The sequence below is a fragment of the Acinetobacter sp. PK01 genome, assembly GCF_022819285.1.
Taxonomy (GTDB): domain Bacteria; phylum Pseudomonadota; class Gammaproteobacteria; order Pseudomonadales; family Moraxellaceae; genus Acinetobacter; species Acinetobacter tandoii.
Genome location: NZ_CP094643.1, coordinates 121,537 through 141,849, shown reverse-complemented (window position 1 = coordinate 141,849; position 20,313 = coordinate 121,537). Strand labels below are relative to the sequence as shown.

Sequence of the window (20,313 nt, the reverse complement as noted above, 5' to 3'; positions counted from 1 at the left end):
ATTAAATCAGGTTCAACAAATCGGCAAAACGTTGAATTCGAGCCTTGGGTTGAGCTGCATCAAGTTCAGCCATAGAGCCATAACCATATTCGACGGCAATGGTTTCAATGCCATTACTACGTGCGCCGAAAATATCATGCTCACGGTCACCCACCATCAAACATTCTTCGGCTTGAAGCTGCTCTTGTTCTAAAATATAAGCAATTAACTCACCTTTATTGGTTCGTTCACCATTTAGTTCACTGCCATAAGGGTATTCAAAATACTGTAATAAATCAAAATGATCTAAAATCTGACGTGCATAAACTTCGGGTTTTGCAGTTGCCAAGAACAAGCGATAACCTTTGTTTTTTAATGCTGCTAAAGTTTGTGCAACATCTTCAAAAACATGATTTTCAAATAAACCTGTGACCGAGAAACGCTCGCGATAGCCCAATAAGGCTTGATCCGCTAACACATCATGAGGGTCAACATTTAAAATTTTAGCCAAAGATGCTTTCAGTGGCGGACCAATAATCCAGTCAATATTCTCTAACTCAGGAATTGGGTGCCCCACTTTTGCCAAACCATAACGTGCAGAAGTGGTGATCCCGACTTTGGGATCTGTCAGTGTTCCATCTAAATCAATCAAGATATTCTTAATCATTGTCCAACCCAACAAATTACGCTCGAGACTTCGCTCAAAGTTGCCTATACTATCGCAAATCTCATGAATGAAGGAAATGTACATGCGCCCGACTGTACTGTGCTTTTCGGGTTTAGACCCTTCTGGCGGTGCTGGCTTACAAGCGGATATTGAAGCGATTGGTCAAAGTGGTGCGCATGCCGCAATTGCATGTACCGCACTGACCATTCAAAACTCACAACAAGTTTTTGGCTTTGAAGCCACCTCCAAAGAATTACTTTTGGCCCAAGCACATGCCGTCGTCGGTGATCTACCGATTCAGTGTGTGAAATCTGGGATGCTCGGTACCACCGACAATATTGCAGCGCTGGCTGAGTTTTTACGTGAACATCCAGAATATCGTTATGTGCTTGACCCAGTGTTGGTCGCAAATAGTGGCGGTTCTTTGGGGGATCAAGCGACACTGGTCAAAGCCTTTGTCGAACTCATTCCATTGGCCACTATTCTTACTCCAAATACCGTAGAACTGCGTGCTTTAACGGGCGAACAGGACTTGGAAGCTGCCACGCAGAAACTGTTTGCGATGGGTGCAAAAGCGGTTTTGGTGAAAGGTGGGCATGAAGATACTGCCGACTATATTCGCAATGCCTTATATATTGATGGGGAATTTGTATCTGAAAGCCATTGTCCTCGTTTGGCAGGTGAATATCATGGTTCAGGCTGTTCACTCGCGAGCTTTATTGCAGGTCGTCTCGCGATGGGCGATGAGTTAAAGATTGCGGTACAACATGCAGAAACATGGTTATTTGGCGTATTAAAACAAGCGGAAACACCTGTACCGAATGGACAGAAAATTCCAAAACGTTTCTAAATTTTCGCTTTCATTTATAAAACCCACAGCTCTTGCTTGAACTGTGGGTTTATTTTTATTCACTGTGTTTGAGCTTTAAATTCTCAACATGTTGACGATTGGTTTTCCACGACTTTTCCAGTACTTCTTTTTCAATCCGTAATTGAATCCGCTTCAACTTCATCGGTGAAATCATCACCTCTTGAAAAGTTTTCACATAATCCGTCCAAGCTGCTCCACGAAACACATTCTGAGGCATTTGCGTTTTAAATTCACAATCAGGCATAAATACCACCAGAGAATGAATAAACTGAGGCCCCACAATATCCGATAACACCGCCTCTAACACCTTTTGATGTTTATAATTTTGATGTAATGGATTTTGAAACTTAAAACTCTTTTTATAAATTTTCTGTGTCCATGTTTTTTGATGCTGGCTGCCAAAAATCCAGCCTTTATAATTTTTAGTTTCAATCACAAAAATACCAAAAGGACTCAGTAGAATATGATCAATTTGGGTAGTCTGGTTCTGTTCATCTGGTAAGGTGCAATCGTTGAGTAAGGTATAACTGTCTCGATCTAAATACAGTTTGACATGGGCTGCAACGGCAAACTCCCCCATTTTCCCTTTTAGGAAAGGTTTAAATGCTTTGATAATGCCTATAACGATAAACAGCAATAATATCCACCAAAATGTGGACGACAGCAGTGCAAAAATCTGTGCAATCATTTTACTTAAAATTATAAAGAACTTAGTTTTTCAATTTATTTCAGTTGTTCAATTTTTAAAAGAATCTCTTTATTGCTCAATCCACCTGCAAAACCCACCAATTTACCGCTTGAACCAATCACCCGATGGCACGGCGCAATAATGGAAATTGGATTTTTACCATTGGCTGCTCCCACAGCACGTACTGCTTTGGGATTGCCCAATTGTTCTGCAATGTCTTTATAACTGCGGGTTTCACCAAAGGGAATATTCAACAAAGCTTGCCAAACCTGCTTTTGAAATTCTGTTCCTTCAAAATCTAAAGGCAAATCAAACTGCTGACGTGTGCCTGCAAAATATTGCATGAGCTGCTGTTGTGTTTGCAGCAAGATTGGATGATCGGGCTGTTCGACCAATTCGGCCAACCGCACACGTTTGGGATTTTCATTTTCCCAGAGTACTGCAACCAGCGCGGTATCATGTGCAACTAATTTTAACTGTCCAACAGGAGAAGCCATATACATAAATGCAAGTTTCATTGTCTGCCCCTGCGGTATTGAGAAATAAGTAGAGGACTGATTATGAAGATGAAAGCTTCATCAATACAAGCCCTGAAATAATTAAGATGGCGGCAAGCATCCGCATAGCTGTCGCAGGCTCACCTAAAATAAAAATACCCACCAAAAAGGAACCGATTGCACCTATTCCCGTCCAAATCGTATATACTGTACCCAAGGGTAAAGTGCGCATCGCATATGCCAATAAAGCAAAGCTTAAGATCATAAAAATGAGGGTGATAATACTCGGACCAATTCGGGTAAAGCCTTCTGACAGCTTCATGGAATATGCCCACACGATTTCAAAAATACCCGCAAAAATAAGTACAATCCAAGCCATGGCGACCTCCAAATTTAAATTAAAAATCAGGTCGTCCTGAGGAATTTTCTTGGTGCATCTTTAAAGTTTAAGCACCAAGGGAGGTCGTTCCTCCTTATAATTACGCTCAATTATACTCAATACTGCGCTTTTATGGTGCGAAACTACAATGCAATAACATTAAATACACCTATAAAAAATAAGGCTTTAAAACCGAAGTTTTAAAGCCTTATGAATTTATTAAACTGAATAAAATGTGAGTAAACTCAGATCTTAGAACTTGAAACGAATGCCTGCACCATAAAGCCAGCCTTTTTCAGAGCCACTCTCGGCCTGCCAAGGTGTAGCATCGTTACCTTTTGAATATTCATACGCAATGTCAATATAAGGCATCACCCTTTTATTCATTTCATAACGCGTTTCCAAACCTGCTGTGACACCACTCAAGCCTGTTTTTTTGGCATATTTAGAATCATCACTAAACACAAGATTTAAATCTAAATAGGGTTTGAAAATAAGCTTTTGTGTCAGTAACAAATCTCGCTCGGTTTCGAGACTAAAGCCTGAATAATGATCTTCACCTGCATATAGATAGGCATCTGTTTCAAAGAAATACGGCGCTAAACCATGTAAACCAATTACGGCATCCCATTTTTCTTCCGTATCTTTACGATGCTGATCTAACTCAACTTTTTCGACACGGTAACGTGTACCCATTTGCACATCCCAAAAGTCTGAAATCATTCGGCTATAAAGTGCCTTCACCTCATATTCGACCGCATGTGATTCCTGCTTATCTAAGTGTACTTTAATAAAAAGCTTATTTTCATCTGTACCAATGCGGGTTTCAAACTCAGATTTTAAAGTGCCTGTTCCCCCTTCATCAATCAACCACTTATTATCAAAAGTATTGACCATATAAACCTGTGCACCGTGTTCTGCACGGTGATCATGTACTTGATGATCGGTTTCAGATGACAAAGATTCAGCTTGAATTTGTTGATGATGTGAATGCTCAGTTAATTGCGACGCTTGTACTGGTTTGACCGAATCAGGAACGGAAGTCATATTAGAAGATGCCATCGGTTGCATACTGGAATGATGCATATTCGGCATCTCATGCATCATTTCAGAATGATCCATCTCAGCTTGCTGAACCTGTGATTCGCTTTGCTGTTGATGCACGGTATGGTCTTGCTGTGCTTGCGCTAAAGTCAACTGACTCAGCAACAACAAAGAACCTGCTAGTACAGTCTGTGGAAATAAATTAATGCTGCGCATGTTGATCTCCCTGCTGTTCAGTGTTGGCTTGTTTTTTTTGAGTATCGCGAGATTGTTTTTGTGCAGAGGGTTCTTTTGAACTAACGGGCATTGTCATCTGCTGCATATTGGCATGATCCATATGCTGCATCTGGTGCTGCATTTTAGAGTGATCCATCTGATGATCTTCTGATTCAGTCATGGACTGATGTACAGTATGTACCTGTTGTTCCTGTGCAAAAGCCACTTGGCTCAATAATAATGAACTAAGGAGAACCATTTTCGGTAATAAATTAGTGATGTGCATGTTGCTCTCCTTGTTGTTCTGTACTTGAGTTTTCGGCTTTAGATTGGCTCGCTTTGGATATCGGTGTGGTCGATACTTTCCCGTCTGTCACATTGGCAACAATCAATTTATTCATCATGCCTGCACCCATGTGATACAGCAAATGACAGTGAATCGCCCATTCACCGAGCTCATCCGCAGTTAATAATGCCGTCACAGTTTTTGCAGGTGGAACCACAATGGTATGTTTATTTGGCATATCAACTGCTGCTTGCCCATTTTCTAATTGCATAAACATGCCATGTAAATGCATCGGGTGCGCCATCATGCTGTCATTAATAAATTTAATGCGAATACGTTCGCCATACTTCACTTTCAGTGGCTCAGCATCACTAAACTTTTTCCCGTTGATGGTCCATATATAGCGCTCCATGGTGCCGCCTAAACGAATCACCAGTTCACTACTGGCTTCACGGGTATCTGGTTGTGGGGTTAATGATTTTAAATCACTATATTGCAAGGCCTTATCACCTGCTGGCGTAGAAGCATTTGCCCAACCTTCAACCACAGTATTCTTCAGAGTCGATGTCATCTGTTGATGCTGTGAATGATCCATACCCTGCATCTCTGCATGATTCATTTTCGAGTGATCCATACCTTGCATTTCTGCGTGGTTCATCGTTGAATGATCCATACCTTGCATCTCTGCATGATTCATCTTCGAATGATCCATACCTTGCATATCTGCGTGGTTCATCATTGAGTGATCCATACCTTGCATCTCTGCATGATTCATCGTTGAATGATCCATACTAGAAGATTGATCACCACTGCCATGTCCCATATCTGCCATATTCAACAAGGCACGTGGTCGAGCTTGTGGCATCTGTATAGCTGGCTTCACAGGAGCTAGTTCATTCTGCAAAGTGGCAATGGCAAAACCAGAACGATCAATAGATTCTGCTTCAATCTGATAATTCGCTTGTTTTGGCGCAACAATCACATCGTAGGTTTCCGCCGTTCCAATCCGAAATTCATCGACATTCACTGGCTGTACAGGTTGACCATCCGCACTGACAACTGTCATTTTTAAATTTGGAATCCGCACATCAAAAAAAGACATAGCAGAAGCATTAATGAAGCGTAAACGGACTTTTTCATTCGGCTTAAATAGTCCTGTCCAGTTTTGTTCAGGCGTTTTACCATTGACCAAAAAGGTATAACCCGTCACATCGGACAGATCCGTTCTCAGCATCCGCATCTGGTTCCACATGGAACGGTCAGACCATGTAGCTTTGAGTCCATCACGCTGAACTTGCTGCCAAACACTACGCAAAGTTTCACGTTGGTTCTGATAATATTCAGCGGAGATTTTTAAGTTCTTTTGGATTTGATCGCTTTTTTGTTCATGAAAATCTGACAGCATGACCACATAATCACGTTCAGCTTTTTCATGTGCTGCTAAAGGCTGTTTATTTTTCGGATAAATGACCAAAGCGCCATATAAACCATCTTGTTCTTGCCCTTTAGAATGAGCGTGATACCAATAAGTCCCATTTTGGCGAACCTTAAAACGGTACACAAAATCTTCATTAGGTTTAATGCCTTTAAACCCATTAAAACCAGGCACACCATCCATCAAACCTGGCAACAATAAACCATGCCAATGTAAAGATGAATCCTGATTTTTTAAATTGTTATGTACGTGAATAACCGCATCGTCACCTTCTTCAAATTCAAGCAAGGGGGCGGGAAACTGACCATTCACGGTAATACGTTTTAGTGGCTTACCAGTTACATTGACCATCCCTTCATCAATGGTCAAATGATATTCCTTGACTGCGGCAAGGGTCCATGATGATGAAAATACACATAGCCCAATCAAGAGGCTTTGACGAAATAAAATAGACATGACTTAACCTTTATTCGAAATTAATAAAAATTCTGTTTTCTGAATAAAGTTAAGCTTTGGGAGGGCGTAAAATTTCTTGCCAATAACCAATTAAATGCTGAGCCGTATAACGGCTATGTAGATTGGTTAATGTCTCTGCATGAAAATATTGAAGTGGATCAGTAACAGCAGTATCAAGCCAGACGCTTAAGGTCTGGCAATGTAATTGAGCACAATCAGCACATTGTTTCACTTGAATTGTGCTACTTAAATGGCTTTCACAATCACTGTTCTTCTGTATATCTGAATGTAGTGCATGTTGTTGATGTGGTTTAACTGATTCTGCGCTATGACAATCAGGCTGTTTCTTTTGCACAGTTTGGTGTTGGCTATGTAGAAGCTCGGCATTCACCATACTCTGTTGCTGCAACTGCTGTTGTAACATTTGGGCGTGCATTGGCATTGCTGATGCATAGACAAGACTACTCCACCCCATGGCAAAAACCATGAAGCACACAAACCAAGACTGTCTGCGGAGATTCGTCAACACCTTAATCATCCTAGATTGAGAGATAGAAGGTCATTACAGCAAAATGCATCTATACAGCATACCCAACAAATCAGTTAGACACAATTTTTTCTCATTTTTCGCTCATGCTTCATCTTGCGTTGATAAAAAATTTACTCATATTTACTATTTTTTAATCTGTATAACTTTTAAGCTGAGCTGAATAAAGCAGCTATTTTTTCAAACCTTGATTAGAATAAAAAAGAGCACAAATGTGCTCTTTTTATACATATAAAGTCTAATCGATAAACACTTGATGCAAAATTGTTTATTGTTTAAACGAGATATCCATATAGTTATCTACATAGATATCTACAAGCTTACCCACAAAGTTATCCACAACCTGAACAAATTTTAGTTCTAAGCGTTAAACTGTGACTGAACCTACTTTCGAAAGTTCATCACGCATTTCATCAATTACAGCTTTATAATCAGGTTTGCCAAAAATAGCTGAACCCGCAACGAACATATCTGCACCCGCTTCTGCAATTTCACGAATGTTGGCTGGGCCAACACCACCGTCAACTTCTAAACGAATGTCACGACCTGAAGCATCAATAATCTTGCGTGCCTGACGTAATTTTTCCAAGGTCATTGGAATAAATTTTTGTCCGCCAAAACCAGGGTTAACACTCATCAATAGAATTTGATCGACTTTATCTAATACATAATCCAAATAATGTAATGGTGTTGCAGGGTTAAAGACTAGACCTGCTTTCGCACCACCCGCTTTAATCAACTGTAAAGAACGATCAATATGATCTGTGGCTTCTGGATGGAAAGTAATGATATCGGCCCCTGCTTCCAAGAAATCGCCAATCATACGATCCACTGGAGACACCATTAAATGCACATCGATTGGAGCTTTAATGCCATAGTTTTTTAATGCCTTACATACCCCTGCACCAAAAGTAAGATTCGGTACATAATGATTATCCATTACATCAAAATGCACCACGTCAGCACCTGCCTCTAATACTTTTTCAACATCTTCACCTAGACGTGCAAAATCAGCAGATAAAATTGAAGGTGCGATTAAATAAGGCTTAGACATGGATCAACCTGAGAGTTCATGAATTTAATGCCGATATTATAGCAAACTGCGACCAAGGTCTGTGACATTTCATTTTTGCAACGTTGCGTTGCAATGGACTACTGTTCAAGCACAGCAAATTTGTTATGGTAAAGCTCCAACATCATGGTCGAAAAAAATGAAAAGTAGCAGTCAAATTGCCACATTAGAATCTGCCCGTATCGCTAAGCGCTTATATAATCACTGGAAACATAAATTTGAAGTGAAAGAATCTGAGCAACAATTTGAGATTATCATGCCTGAAGCTCAGGTTAGCCTTATCCCGCATGCAGAATATTTAGCGGTTGAAATTACTGCATCCGTAGACAAAATGGATCACTTGGAAAAAGTTGTGCTGGATCATTTAAGCCGTATGGCACAGCAAGAATTCGAAGCAGAATGGCAGCGGAGTTAAACTCCGCCCGTTTGGAAAAGTTAGTTAAGATTCAAGTTGGACGGCATGGAATTGAAGATGATCATCCATAAAACTTTGAATAAAATAATAACCATGATCATAGCCCGCATGTTCACGCAGGGTCAAAGTTTGCCCGACTTGCACACAGACTTGTTGGAATAATGCAGGATTCAACTGGCTATAAAATTGATCATCCAAACCTTGATCAATCAAAATTTCATTAAATAAAGTGCCTTTTTCGCCCACTAATGCGACGGCATCATGCTGCGCCCAAAGTGCTTGGTCATTACCTAAATAGGTAGAAAATGCTTTTTCTCCCCAAAGACATTGAGTCGGTGCACAAATAGGTGCGAATGCTGACACTGATTTAAATTTGTCAGGATATTTAAATGCTAAAGTTAATGCGCCGTGCCCACCCATCGAATGGCCAAAAATACCAACACGGTTTTGCTGAACTGGGAATTGTTGCAACACTAATTCATAAAGCTCATGAACAATAAAGCTTTCCATTTGATAATGTTCAGCCCATGGCGCCTGCGTCGCATTAATATAAAAACCTGCACCTTGACCAATATCCCAATGATCACCTTGTGCGACGTAATCACCACGCGGTGAAGTGTCAGGCATAATCAGAATCAAACCTAATTGTGCTGCCATACCTTGAGCATGCGCTTTAATGGCAAAAGTTTCTTCAGTACAAGTTAAACCCGCAAGATAAAATAAGGCAGGACAAGCCTCTCCCTCTAATGCTTGTGGAGGTAAATATACGGCAAAACGGCTATCGCCTTTTAGGGTTTTGGAATTAAAACGATAAATGCGTTGCTCACCATCAAAACAGCGATTTTTTTGTAATAATTCCATCTTGAGTTCCTTTTAAGGTGTATGCGCAACCGCTTGCGCTTGAACTGGTGGTGTCGTTGTTGTCGGTGGGAACAGACGTTGCTCTAATTGTGGCAGCATCAATTCCATATTTTTACCAATCGACCATTGTGGTTCAGAAGGATCAAAGCCCTGTGCAGTTTCCCATTGCGCGACAGTATCTTTGGCTTGTGCAAAAGCATCTTTCATCGAATGTTGTTCACGCATGGCCTGATCAAAGAAAGCACGACCAAAATAAGTATAATCCGCTTCATTCGAGCAACCAAATGAAGCTCGATCAGCTGCGGAAGCCGTAATAATCAAGGTATTATCATTCTGTAATGCCGAGACAAAACTGCCTGAATAGCACGCTGAAATCACAATGACGCGCCAACGGATGCCCGAACGGTCTAACGCATCTCTTAACCATTTTGGATCGACTTGTGCCAAATCAAGTGGCGCATTTTCCATTTCAAATTCATTCTGTAAACCATGCGAAGTCATATAAAGGAAAAGCACATCACTTTCACGGTTCATCTGCTGTCCAATACGCTTGAATGCCAGCTCCATACTGGTTCGTGAAGCAATTGGAATTTCAGTCCGTGTCGCAGGATTGTTCACCAAAATCATGGAACGACCAAAGGTCCCAAAACGTGTATCGAATTGTTCACGAATGCGTTTTACCTCAGACATAAAGACGTCTTGGTAACTGGCGCCTGCCACCCCTAGGAAGTACCAATGTGACTGAGCAAATTCACCATATTCAATCGCTTGCAGGTTTTTATTCAGTAACCGACTTTGTGCGTAAAAGGCATCTTCTGCAAAAGTTGGCGGGACATCTTCAACTTTCCAAATCGGTTGGCTCTTCACTGACATCTGCCACACCACCAAAGTAAATAGTGTTGCCAACATAATCAGCGCACGTTCCCACCATGGCCATTTTAATTCACGGGCGAACACCCAAACCACCGCCAGACTTTGCCAGACAAACAGCACCATAAAAATGGTCGGCAAATAATCATAAAAAGCATAAGGCAGGATATCAATCATGCCCAAATATTGGATAAAACTTTGTAGCAGTGCGATATGGGTATCTAAAACCAACCACAATAAAGCGGGAACCAACATTAAACGTGGATTATTTACCCGCTGGGATAAAAAAATACCAACAATCAGTGCAATGAAAGGCCATAGCGCATAACTGACCAAACCTTGCGAGTTAAACTCACCGACTTCGCCCGCACTGAGCCAACTAAATAAGGTATTGGCACAACCGCCTAAGATCCCCCAGAAAATCAATTGTAAAATTGAAGGATGGACAATTTGTAATGCACGTCGTGAACCCAAAAACAGCCACAATCCCGCCATTTGGTTGCTTTTAAAATCGTGCCAAAAATTAATGGAGGGCTTAAAATCAATCTTCATAAGGTTTTCAGGTGGCTAGTGCTACTCGCTTTATTGCATAGCTAGTTTATGCTTGATCGGTTTTTTATCAATATTATTTTTAACTATATAACAAATCTTTGCCCAATATTGAAACAATTATCCTAAGGTCTGATGATCAAGCTGAAAGTAAGCATCAAAACGGCAAGCATCCCCCTGCCATTGCGTATCGGGTTGCTGGTCATTCAAAAATACCGCCAAACGAGGACGCTTGACCACCACACGTTTTGCAATCTGTTGAGCCAGAGGCAACAGTTGATCCCCCAAATCCATTTCACCATGCTCTGGCAGCAGTAAATGTAACAGTTGCATCTGCTTTTTGACCTGAGCTTGCTTTTTAATGGCTTGTTGATTTTGATCACGCTGTGGGAACATTGGATCTAAATACACCACATCACTGTGCTGCTGTTGCTCTGCACATTGCTTTAAATAATCTGCTGAATCTGAAAAAACCAAATCAATCCGTGCTGCGATCGGGGCAAGATAAGAATCGGTCAATGCTTGCTGTCGCGTATCTTCTAGTAGGGTAAATAAAATCGGGTGGCGTTCTACCAAAGTAACCGTTGCACCTAGTGCCGCCAACAATAAACTGTCATGTCCTAAGCCCGCAGTCGCATCAATTAAACGTGGTTTTTCCGCCAACTGACAAGCACGGGCAATCATTTCTGATTTGAGCGATGCACGTTTTAAACGTGGAATTTCTGCCTTCCAATCGGGCTGCATTTTCATGCCATTGGCACATAACCAAAGCCCCTGCTCATCTACGCACAAAGCCAATTCAGGATTTAAACGTAAAAAACGCGCATTCAGTTTTTCAATGAATTCAAGCTGAACCTCAACTCCACGGGATGCAAGCACAGCCGCATAGTGCTGTGCCTGAGCTTGAAACTGAGGTTCCGTAAATAAATGCATTACCAAGTGACCCAACCTGTCCACCAAGTTGCCAAAATAAATAGACCGAAGCCGATACGGTAATACGCAAATGCAGTGAAGTCATGTTTAGACACATAACGAATCAAGGCACGGATGACAATAAGTGCAGAGATAAATGCCACAATAATTCCGACAGCCAGAACAGCCATATCATTACTGTGCAAATCAGCACGCATTTTATACATATCCAGTAAGCCTGCACCCATTAACACAGGAATACCAAGGAAGAAAGAGAATTCCGCTGCTGCTTTACGCGATACGCCTAAAAATAAAGAGCCAATAATGGTTGAACCTGAACGTGAAGTCCCTGGGAACAAGGCTAAACATTGAATTAAACCAATCAAAGTCGCTTGTTTATAAGTTAAATCATCAACTTCCTGAGTTTGAATGCTGTGTGGACGGCGTTCAGCCCATAAAATAATGAAACCACCGACAATTAAAGCTATCGCAACGGTAATCGCATTAAATAAATAAGCTTTAATAACATCGCCAAAGGTTAAACCCACAATCACAATCGGTATAGAGGCAATAATTAAGTTAATGCTTAAACGGCGACCTTGTTCTTGACCTTTTAGACCACCAATTAAAGCACCCCAAAGTTTACCCCAGTATTCATAAATTACGGCTGCAATCGCACCAATCTGTACGGCAACTGCAAACATATCTCTTTTTTCAATCGACCAGAAATCTAAAAGTTGACCTGCTAAAATTAAGTGCCCTGTACTTGAAATTGGTAGAAATTCAGTAATCCCTTCTACCAAGCCCATTATGGCCGCTTTAAATAATAATAAAAGATCCATATCTAACCTTAAGTTGCTTTAATTTGTTCTGGAATTTTTTTCCATGCATTATCACGTAAATACACTGGAAGAGCTTCTTCTGCCTTGACCCATTGTGCTTTGAGCGCCGCTGCACGTGCAATTTGAGCAATATCTTGTGCCGTTGCGACCACATCTTTGAATTCTAAAGCATCAGGTTGAATTAAAGCTGAACCTGAACCCACCAAGGTAAATTGAGTGATGCTGGCAGCTTGTTGATAATCTAATAATTGTTCTTCATCAACTTCCTGCATAATGCCTTGATCGTTCAGTTGAAAACTCGCGATATACACTTCATTCATACGTGCATCAAGTACTGCGGTCACAGCCGTCAAACCGTGCAGACGATAAGCAGCTTGCGCTAAAGCTTGTAAAGTTGATACAGGAATTACAGGCAAATCATGTGACCAAGCGAGTGCTTGTGTAACAGCGGCGTTAATGCGCACACCACTGAATGAACCTGGACCACGACTAAAAGCAATCGCTGTTAAATCTTCTGTCGTTACACCTAATTGAGCATAGCCCTGCTCAATCATTGGTAAAATGGTTTGCGTTTGAGCCTTTGCACGCGTATCTAATTGGAAAAACAGCTCTTGATTTTCATCTACGATAGAAACAGAACATTGTTCATTGGCTGTTTCTAATGCCAGCAATTTCATGCTCAACCTTGCTTCAACTTTATCTTAAAAAACGAGGGCTATCATACTCTACTCAATTCTTGGACGCGAGAATTTCCCTATTTAGATACAAAAAAACCAAGCATTCGCTTGGTTTAAAAAACAATGCTTTTGTTAGAACTCAAAAATTTCCAGTTGGGTAAATTTCTTATAATGTTCAGCATAATGCAATGCACTGAGTTTTAATTTCGCTTCAACATCAGCATCCAGCATTTTTACCACTTTCCCGGGCGATCCCATCACCAAAGAGTTATCAGGAATCACCTTTCCTTCCGGAATCAAGGCATTTGCTCCAATAATGCAATTTTTTCCAATCACTGCATTGTTCAAAATCACGGCGTTAATTCCAATTAAAGAATTATCACCCACCGTACAGCCATGTAGCATAGCTTGATGTCCAATGGTCACATAATTCCCAATGTGCATCGGAATCCCTGCGTCGGTATGCAAGACCGCATTTTCCTGTACATTGGTAAAATCGCCCAAGTGAATACGACTGTTATCTGCGCGAATAACTGCCCCAAACCAAACACTGACCTGTTGTCCTAATTCAACTTGGCCAATTACGGTTGCATTGTCTGCCACCCAACCATCAAAAGGAACATGCGTGGCTTTGGGTGCATGTCCGGCAAATTTGTACATCATGTTCATTTACGTCCTTTGGTTTTGAGTAATGCCTGCTGGGCATAGAATAATGGCGAATTTAATAAAAAAGGCCATTCTTTTTGATAATTCAATCCATATTGAAACAGTGAAATGAGCATCCTTGCCGTGAGCCCCCAGACGATTTCATCTTCAACCCGCATACTGGGAAAATACAAAGACTGTTGTGCATAACGGACTTCATGTGGCGTTGGCGGTGCTTCCATCAAATTTTGTAGAGAAGCAAAAAATATTCGATCAATTTCTGAAGGCTGAGCTATCAGTTCAACCTGAGGTGGAATAAGCCCAACAATCGGTTTGACCAACATACCATTACGGGCTTTTTGCATAGGTAAATCCCCAAGCAAGCGCACATCAAACGGGTTTAAAGCCGTTTCTTCTTGCGCTTCTCTTAGCGCGACCACAATATTACTGGTGTCTTGCGGGTCTCTTTTACCCCCAGGAAAAGAAACTTCTCCTGCGTGATTAGACAAATACACCGAACGGCGGGTTAAAAGCACTTTTGGGTCAGCTTCATCAGTAATCGCAATTAACACTGCAGCTTCAGCTTCTCGCTTACGGGTCGAAAATCTTAAATGCTGTTGTAATATATGTGTTAATGAACGATTATCCATATCACTCACCTCTATTCTTCTTTATTTCATCATAGCTGAATTTTGATCGGATTGGAGAGAATAGATGTCAAACTTGTTTTTTTCAGTTATGCTGAGTGGCAACTTTATCATTGACGATGAATATGAACTTCTGCGGAAATTGTGGACATAAAACGACTGAAAAAATTCCACTTGGCGATCATCAATTACGTCGCGTTTGTACAGAATGTGGTCATATTCATTATGTAAATCCCAAAGTCATTTGTGGTGCTTTGGCACTCTGGGACAATAAAGTCTTGCTTTGCCGCCGTGCCATTGAACCACGTTATGGTTTGTGGACCTTACCCGCAGGTTACATGGAACTGTTTGAAACCATGGAACAGGGTGCTGCACGTGAAACTCGTGAAGAAGCACAAGCAGAAGTCGAAATTGAGCAACTTTACTGCATGTACAATATTCCGCGTATCGGGCAAATTTATGTGTTGTTTAAAGCCCAACTGGTCGATGGAACTTTTGGTGCAGGTGAAGAAAGTATTGAATGTCGCCTGTTTGAAGAACATGAAATTCCATGGACAGAATTAGCATTCCCAAGTGTAGAACAAACACTTAAGCACTATTTTGCCGATCGAAAAACCAATCAGTTTATTACACATTTAGAAACCTTAGGTACACGCTTAGACCATACTGGCTAAACCAGCTTAATGCATTGATAAAAACAAAAGCCGATTCGTTTGAATCGGCTTTTTTATTCAGAATCTCGAGATTTAGCTTTTGGCTTTAACGCTATAGCAAGGCGCCAAACTCATTTCTAAAGTTCCGCCACTTAATTTCGCTAAAGCGGTGTCATCCGTCGTTTCATCGGTATTATTGGCATTATATACTTTTTGAAAACTGGCATAACTGTTCGCCCATTTGACTACACCACCAGCAGAGTCGGTAAAGGTGATACGCCCTGTACTTCCCGTCGATGCATTTAATAAATTCTGTAAGTGAACTAAAGCACCACCCACCACGATTTTTTCACCTGTGGCAGATATTTGAATAGTTGAGTTCACGCCAATCAAAGCACCATTGACTGACTTTAATGCTTCATCGCCTAAAATCATACGAATAGAAATGGCACGATCATCAATAAATGCACGTGATGTTGTGCCTAAGCGATATTGCTGCACACCATTACTGTCTTTCAGATTACTACTCACTGTTGTATCACAGCTTCCTGTACTCATATCAGTATCGGTCGCAGCAGGCTTCATATTGGTTCGTATGTCGCCTTTCTCATCAATCACAATACCTAATTTTAGACTTGGTACACTGGTATCGGTGAATTTGAACGTTAAATCTGCATACAATGGGAAAATGTAATTTTCACCAGTTGAGACATTATTACTCGATTTAAATACTTGTTTATCTAAATAGGTAATTGGATAAACTTTAAAAAGATCTAAGGAACCTTTAAACGTATCTGAGATACCATAACGCTGTTGCCATTGTCCGAGGTCTTTCAAGTCCTCAGCAGTGACCGTAGTTTTTTGTGTCAGTAGTTTGTAGAATTTTTCCTTACCCGCAATCATATAATCGTTATACAGCTTCCCTTGATTGATAATCAGATCATCAGAATTCGGGTCATCCACACCAATATAATAATTTTGATCAATGCGTTTATTCAGCGGGTTAATCCAATGATTTTGTGGCAATGCCGTCATACGGGTGGGTTTATAGCTCCGGAGTAATTCGGCATTTACTCCGGCTATCGAAGTCAGTCCTGATTTTGCCAAACCTCTCCATTGCAAACCGCTGCCGAAGGTATAGCCTTGACGGTCCGTCAACAACATAAAATGCCCAAACAAATGTTTAGTGGTCGTGTCATTCGCAGCACAAACGTCTTTATTACAACCAGTTAAACCATCCGACCCTGTTAAACTACTAATCACACTGCCAGATGTCGAGAATAGAGAAAATTCAGGCTGATATACCGCTGCATTGCTAATATTCAATAATTGACTGACCACTGCAAAAGCTTCTGCATCTGAAATGACTGAGACATCCAACCACGGTTTAATGATGGCGGCGTACTCTCCATTCACCATCTGTTGTGCGGTTACAGAACTGGTAATTTTATCTAAACTTTCACGGATCGAATCATTCATATACAGCGCTTGAATATCCGTTTTCGTGTTTATACTTTTTTGCTGTAAAGCCAATGCTTGAATAATTTTAACCAAGTTCATGGCTGTTTTGACTGTAGCATCACTTGGATCGAGTACAGTCGCATCACGGTTAGTCATCCCTTTAGCAATATCTAATACCGTCAAACGCGGAATTTGATCGGTACTGACCAAGGCAATATTACTGATTGGGAAAGACCCTAAAGCAATCCGTTTATCCGCTTTACCCAATAAGAACACATTGACTTTATCACTATAATTACAAGTGCCTGTGGCAACGCCATTCTTCAAATCCATTAAAGTCACAAAGGTATTTTGCGTATCACTACTACAGGAAAAATTTAAACCATCAAAAGGATAATCCAGTGCGAACTGAATACAATTGCTCGCACCCGCAGTACAACTGCCATTCACCGTGCTGTTATTATTTTTCTCTGGAATAATATTGGCACTTTCCCCACCACAAGCCGTTAGTCCTGACATTAACGTTGAAAGTGCGATGGTTAATAAATATTTATTTTTCATTCCTATTACTCTATTTTTCTAACTAACGAACCGCGGTCAGTTTGATTTGTCCTTGATTGCTTAATGCTTGCTCTTCAACATCCACTGCTGAAAGTAAAGGGGTCATAAAAATATATCGAGTTTGTGCAGGTAGCTGTAACATGCCGTCTATCACAGCATGGCGATATTTGTTTTCGGCACGGTCCTGATTTTTAAAACCAGTCACGCCTTCAATGACACAACCAGACTCATCCAGAAAAGCCACTAAAGGCCAGTAATAACTCGGTTGATTTTGACTTGAGGCATAAGAACTGAGTTGCACATTTTTAATGCCCGTCTGCACTTCCACCACTTCATAATCAAAATGGTCCTTTAACGGTTGGCGAGGCCATAAATTGACGTCTTGCTGAGCTTTGAGTAATTTTGCTTTTTGTATTTTTTTATCGCGATAACAGCTTTGCCCCAAACTCTGTACCACTTGATCTTTTGCAATGGGATAATACTGGGTCGATAAAGTAATCACTGAGTTTTCAACTGGATTATTCTTCTTAAATAATCGGTCAAGTACACCTTGATTCACCCCTTTTTCACGTTCAACCACTTGCAAACGAGGTGGACCTAATTCTTTATCCATCACACCTTCAGGCATGACATAAAAGCGTTTTTTATTTTCTAAATTAAATTCTTTCCCTTCTAAATATTCATTTTTCACATAACGATCCCCATTGATGTCTAAAAATCCATCTTGCAAGGGTTCGGAAGACATCGAACTGGTTTCTTGTTTGCTTTTTAATTGTGTGGCTTTTTCAATGGCCACATTGGTTTCAATTTTATGAAGTGCTCGCTCAACCTGTGCAGAAGTTGCTTTCTGAGTTACAGCGGATTGAACAAATTCCACAGGCGGTGTTTGAGGCGTGGTAATTTGCTGACTGAGCTGCTCATTCACTTGTTTTGGAATTTCAGTAGATTTTGCTGTTACAGCGACTTGTGGCTCAACATCGTTTATTATTTTTGCATGATCTGTTGATGGAATAGATTTACTTTTATCAACTATTTCTGACTGTACTACGACAGGATTTTTTTGCACTTCAGCAAGTTGAGGTTTAGTTTTTACTTGAGATTCAACTTTTTCAACGGCAACAGTTGGTGGTACAACAACTTGTACTTTTGGCATCGGTTGAACCACCTGAACAGACGGTACATCCTTTACTTTCATTTTTTCTCGTTCCGTTTTTTGCTTTGATGGAAGCTCAACCTGAGATTGAGCTTCCACTTTTTGGGTTTCAGCAGGCACACGTGGAATCACCATTGGACGACCATCTGGCCCAATGATGGTATAAAACTCACCCGCATTTACAGACAGTGCCATCATCCCACATAAAACCCAAGTCGATGATGACACCCACGTAAACCGCTTAGCTTTATTGTTTTGTCTTACCATTTTGTACGATAACTCAAGCCTAAAATAGTGATATTGGTTTCGGTTTTTACGTTTAAGCCCGCGTATGGGTTGAGTAAAATATTATTCACCCCAGTTTGGTTCGATAAAGTACTGGTATTGGCAGGAATACTGTCTTTACTGCGTAAATAACCAATGGATAAATCTAAGTCTGTATCGGCATCGAAGCGATAACCCACACCCAAACCAAATAATTGCGCATTATTAATAGGCACCATGGTATTGCGTTTGTCATCAGGGATGGCGCTGGTTCTTGGTTCATATCCAGCCCGTAACTTCAAACGATCAGTTGCCGAATATTCAATCCCGATGCCATAGTTCCAAGGGGAGTCAAACTTCAAAGGCAATGACAAACTGTTGTCAGTAATCTCTGGCGAAAGGAGTTTGGCAATTTTTAATGCCGAGATAGAACGGTCAAACTCAAATTTGAACTTGTCCCATGCGCGATAATCTGTCCAGCCCACATCCACATTGACTTGTAAATCGGGCAGAAGCATATATTTGATCCCTGCCTGAATATGCTGTGGATATTCAAAATCCATCGACACTAGACCTGATTCAGTCGCAGGAATACTTTGTGGAAAACCTAAAATTGCCGCAAGAATCTGCCCTGTAGGCGAAGACATCAAACCATTGATTAACTCACGTGGCGCTTTTGAGTTATCAATCGTGTATTTCCCCTTCAAACGCATTTTTGAAGCACTTTGATACACCATACCAAAGCTAAATTCGTCGGTGGGTTCCCACATCACCCCAAGGTTAAAACTCGGACTCAAGGATTGCTCCATCGCGACCTCCATCCGACCAAAACGGCCAAATGGATTCATTCCTTCTTGAGCATTACAAATTCCGAGTAATAAAATATCGGTAATCACATCCGAGTTGTCTTTAAATGGGGTACAAACCACCTCATCAATCATGCGTAACATCCCAATCATTTCATTCGGGAAACGCAAATCTGTTTTTAAAGCAAAAGCTTGATAAGACATGCCCACGGATGCACCAATGGAAAGTTCATCATTGACTTCATAAGCGATCGATGGTGACAAATAGGTAAAGCGCTCCAATGCCACCTGTTGTCCCATAAAGTTACTTGGATTACCGTTTTCTGCACCAAATCCAGCCACTAAGGGTGCATAAAATGCTGTGGCAAAAGTAGTTTTCGAACCAGGTGGTTTATATGCTGCACCCGCCGTTGGTGCAAGCATAGGCATACCTTCACCTAAATCGACGACTTTCTTTAAAAAAGGCACATACAGACTGATATATTCTACATCGCCATTTACAGAGCCTTTGTAATCTGTACAGATGTCTGAAGCCACTTCAGGACCATCATTACACACCAAAGGGTCATCTGAATAACCAAAAACGTTATAGCCTTCAGGTACTGAATACTGACGTTTGATATTAAAGTCTGCCAGAATCCCCTGTACATCGGTTTGCAAACCTTCAATTTTCGTCAATGCCGCAGGGTTATAATGTACCGCACTTACTCCTGGAGGATCGGCTGTGACCGCATTCCCCATCGCAAGTGATCGAATATCTACTGACAAATTTTGCCCGAGTTGAGCAAAAGCCATACTTGAACAGCCCGATAAAACTATCGCTGAAACTAACGGGCTAAGTCGTACCTTGTACATGCGAC

The 20,313-nt window shown here is 41.0% G+C and carries 22 protein-coding genes; 3 read left to right on the top strand and 19 right to left on the bottom strand.

Annotated features, from left to right (window positions below; genetic code table 11):
- Nucleotide 1: 1 nt before the first annotated feature.
- A complete protein-coding gene (locus tag MP622_RS00675; RefSeq protein ID WP_243792025.1) occupies nucleotides 2–646 on the bottom strand; it encodes an HAD-IA family hydrolase in 645 nt (214 codons plus the stop codon).
- 82 nt (nucleotides 647–728) lie between these two features.
- Here MP622_RS00675 and MP622_RS00670 point away from each other — a divergent pair, with 82 nt between their 5' ends.
- Nucleotides 729–1,496 carry a hydroxymethylpyrimidine/phosphomethylpyrimidine kinase gene (locus tag MP622_RS00670; protein WP_243792023.1) on the top strand — a complete coding sequence of 256 codons (768 nt, stop codon included), beginning with the start codon at nucleotides 729–731 and terminating at the stop codon, nucleotides 1,494–1,496.
- A gap of 55 nt (nucleotides 1,497–1,551) precedes the next feature.
- Here MP622_RS00670 and MP622_RS00665 read toward each other — a convergent pair whose 3' ends face one another.
- The 8 genes from MP622_RS00665 to rpe all read right to left on the bottom strand — a co-directional run bounded on the left by MP622_RS00665 (nucleotide 1,552) and on the right by rpe (nucleotide 8,119).
- Complete coding sequence (locus MP622_RS00665; protein WP_243792021.1) at nucleotides 1,552–2,205, bottom strand: nuclease-related domain-containing protein; 654 nt, start codon at nucleotides 2,203–2,205, stop codon at nucleotides 1,552–1,554.
- 35 nt (nucleotides 2,206–2,240) lie between these two features.
- Nucleotides 2,241–2,723 (bottom strand): methylated-DNA--[protein]-cysteine S-methyltransferase, encoded by a 483-nt coding sequence (locus tag MP622_RS00660; protein ID WP_016167296.1) that lies wholly within the window; start codon nucleotides 2,721–2,723, stop codon nucleotides 2,241–2,243.
- A gap of 40 nt (nucleotides 2,724–2,763) precedes the next feature.
- Nucleotides 2,764–3,081, bottom strand: coding sequence for a multidrug efflux SMR transporter (locus MP622_RS00655; RefSeq protein WP_243792020.1), 318 nt, complete (start codon nucleotides 3,079–3,081; stop codon nucleotides 2,764–2,766).
- A 252-nt stretch (nucleotides 3,082–3,333) separates the two neighbouring features.
- A complete protein-coding gene (locus MP622_RS00650) occupies nucleotides 3,334–4,341 on the bottom strand; it encodes a copper resistance protein B (RefSeq protein ID WP_243792018.1) in 1,008 nt (335 codons plus the stop codon).
- Nucleotides 4,328–4,627 (bottom strand): hypothetical protein, encoded by a 300-nt coding sequence (locus tag MP622_RS00645; RefSeq protein ID WP_243792017.1) that lies wholly within the window; start codon nucleotides 4,625–4,627, stop codon nucleotides 4,328–4,330. The genes MP622_RS00650 and MP622_RS00645 overlap by 14 nt, the downstream gene beginning before the upstream one ends.
- Nucleotides 4,614–6,518 (bottom strand): copper resistance system multicopper oxidase, encoded by a 1,905-nt coding sequence (locus MP622_RS00640; protein WP_243792015.1) that lies wholly within the window; start codon nucleotides 6,516–6,518, stop codon nucleotides 4,614–4,616. Before MP622_RS00640 ends, MP622_RS00645 begins: the two co-directional genes overlap by 14 nt.
- Before the next feature lie 49 nt (nucleotides 6,519–6,567).
- Nucleotides 6,568–7,047, bottom strand: a complete 480-nt coding sequence (locus tag MP622_RS00635; RefSeq protein ID WP_016167301.1) for a hypothetical protein — start codon at nucleotides 7,045–7,047, stop codon at nucleotides 6,568–6,570.
- Between the two features lie 385 nt (nucleotides 7,048–7,432).
- Nucleotides 7,433–8,119, bottom strand: a complete 687-nt coding sequence (gene rpe, locus MP622_RS00630) for a ribulose-phosphate 3-epimerase (RefSeq protein ID WP_016167302.1) — start codon at nucleotides 8,117–8,119, stop codon at nucleotides 7,433–7,435.
- A gap of 157 nt (nucleotides 8,120–8,276) precedes the next feature.
- On the opposite strand from rpe, the gene MP622_RS00625 reads away from it, so the two are divergent.
- Nucleotides 8,277–8,552: a DUF2218 domain-containing protein gene (locus MP622_RS00625; RefSeq protein ID WP_044740852.1), complete on the top strand. Its 276-nt coding sequence runs from the start codon at nucleotides 8,277–8,279 to the stop codon at nucleotides 8,550–8,552.
- A gap of 24 nt (nucleotides 8,553–8,576) precedes the next feature.
- Here the strand turns inward: MP622_RS00625 and fghA are convergent, their stop codons facing one another.
- From fghA to MP622_RS00590, 7 genes are all read right to left on the bottom strand, one after another.
- Complete coding sequence (fghA, locus tag MP622_RS00620) at nucleotides 8,577–9,413, bottom strand: S-formylglutathione hydrolase (RefSeq protein WP_044740833.1); 837 nt, start codon at nucleotides 9,411–9,413, stop codon at nucleotides 8,577–8,579.
- Nucleotides 9,414–9,425: 12 nt separating this feature from the next.
- Nucleotides 9,426–10,835 (bottom strand): C13 family peptidase, encoded by a 1,410-nt coding sequence (locus tag MP622_RS00615; RefSeq protein ID WP_243792014.1) that lies wholly within the window; start codon nucleotides 10,833–10,835, stop codon nucleotides 9,426–9,428.
- Between the two features lie 117 nt (nucleotides 10,836–10,952).
- Nucleotides 10,953–11,765, bottom strand: a complete 813-nt coding sequence (locus MP622_RS00610) for a class I SAM-dependent methyltransferase (protein WP_243792012.1) — start codon at nucleotides 11,763–11,765, stop codon at nucleotides 10,953–10,955.
- Nucleotides 11,765–12,586, bottom strand: a complete 822-nt coding sequence (locus tag MP622_RS00605) for an undecaprenyl-diphosphate phosphatase (protein ID WP_016167307.1) — start codon at nucleotides 12,584–12,586, stop codon at nucleotides 11,765–11,767. The genes MP622_RS00610 and MP622_RS00605 overlap by 1 nt, the downstream gene beginning before the upstream one ends.
- 8 nt (nucleotides 12,587–12,594) lie before the next feature.
- Nucleotides 12,595–13,263: a tRNA (adenosine(37)-N6)-threonylcarbamoyltransferase complex dimerization subunit type 1 TsaB gene (gene tsaB / locus MP622_RS00600; protein WP_243792010.1), complete on the bottom strand. Its 669-nt coding sequence runs from the start codon at nucleotides 13,261–13,263 to the stop codon at nucleotides 12,595–12,597.
- Between the two features lie 132 nt (nucleotides 13,264–13,395).
- Nucleotides 13,396–13,926 carry a gamma carbonic anhydrase family protein gene (locus MP622_RS00595; RefSeq protein ID WP_243792009.1) on the bottom strand — a complete coding sequence of 177 codons (531 nt, stop codon included), beginning with the start codon at nucleotides 13,924–13,926 and terminating at the stop codon, nucleotides 13,396–13,398.
- 2 nt (nucleotides 13,927–13,928) lie between these two features.
- The gene (locus MP622_RS00590) at nucleotides 13,929–14,567 is read right to left on the bottom strand and encodes a CoA pyrophosphatase (RefSeq protein ID WP_171069588.1); all 639 of its coding nucleotides are present in this window, start codon (nucleotides 14,565–14,567) and stop codon (nucleotides 13,929–13,931) included.
- Nucleotides 14,568–14,680: 113 nt separating this feature from the next.
- On the opposite strand from MP622_RS00590, the gene MP622_RS00585 reads away from it, so the two are divergent.
- Nucleotides 14,681–15,229 (top strand): NUDIX hydrolase, encoded by a 549-nt coding sequence (locus MP622_RS00585; RefSeq protein WP_016167311.1) that lies wholly within the window; start codon nucleotides 14,681–14,683, stop codon nucleotides 15,227–15,229.
- A gap of 72 nt (nucleotides 15,230–15,301) precedes the next feature.
- Here the strand turns inward: MP622_RS00585 and MP622_RS00580 are convergent, their stop codons facing one another.
- From MP622_RS00580 to MP622_RS00570, 3 genes are all read right to left on the bottom strand, one after another.
- On the bottom strand, nucleotides 15,302–17,230 hold the full coding sequence (locus tag MP622_RS00580) for a hypothetical protein (RefSeq protein WP_243792007.1): 1,929 nt from the start codon (nucleotides 17,228–17,230) through the stop codon (nucleotides 15,302–15,304).
- A gap of 22 nt (nucleotides 17,231–17,252) precedes the next feature.
- Complete coding sequence (gene filE / locus MP622_RS00575) at nucleotides 17,253–18,578, bottom strand: putative pilus assembly protein FilE (protein WP_243792005.1); 1,326 nt, start codon at nucleotides 18,576–18,578, stop codon at nucleotides 17,253–17,255.
- 65 nt (nucleotides 18,579–18,643) lie between these two features.
- Nucleotides 18,644–20,308, bottom strand: a complete 1,665-nt coding sequence (locus tag MP622_RS00570) for an outer membrane protein transport protein (RefSeq protein ID WP_104441485.1) — start codon at nucleotides 20,306–20,308, stop codon at nucleotides 18,644–18,646.
- Nucleotides 20,309–20,313 lie beyond the last annotated feature (5 nt).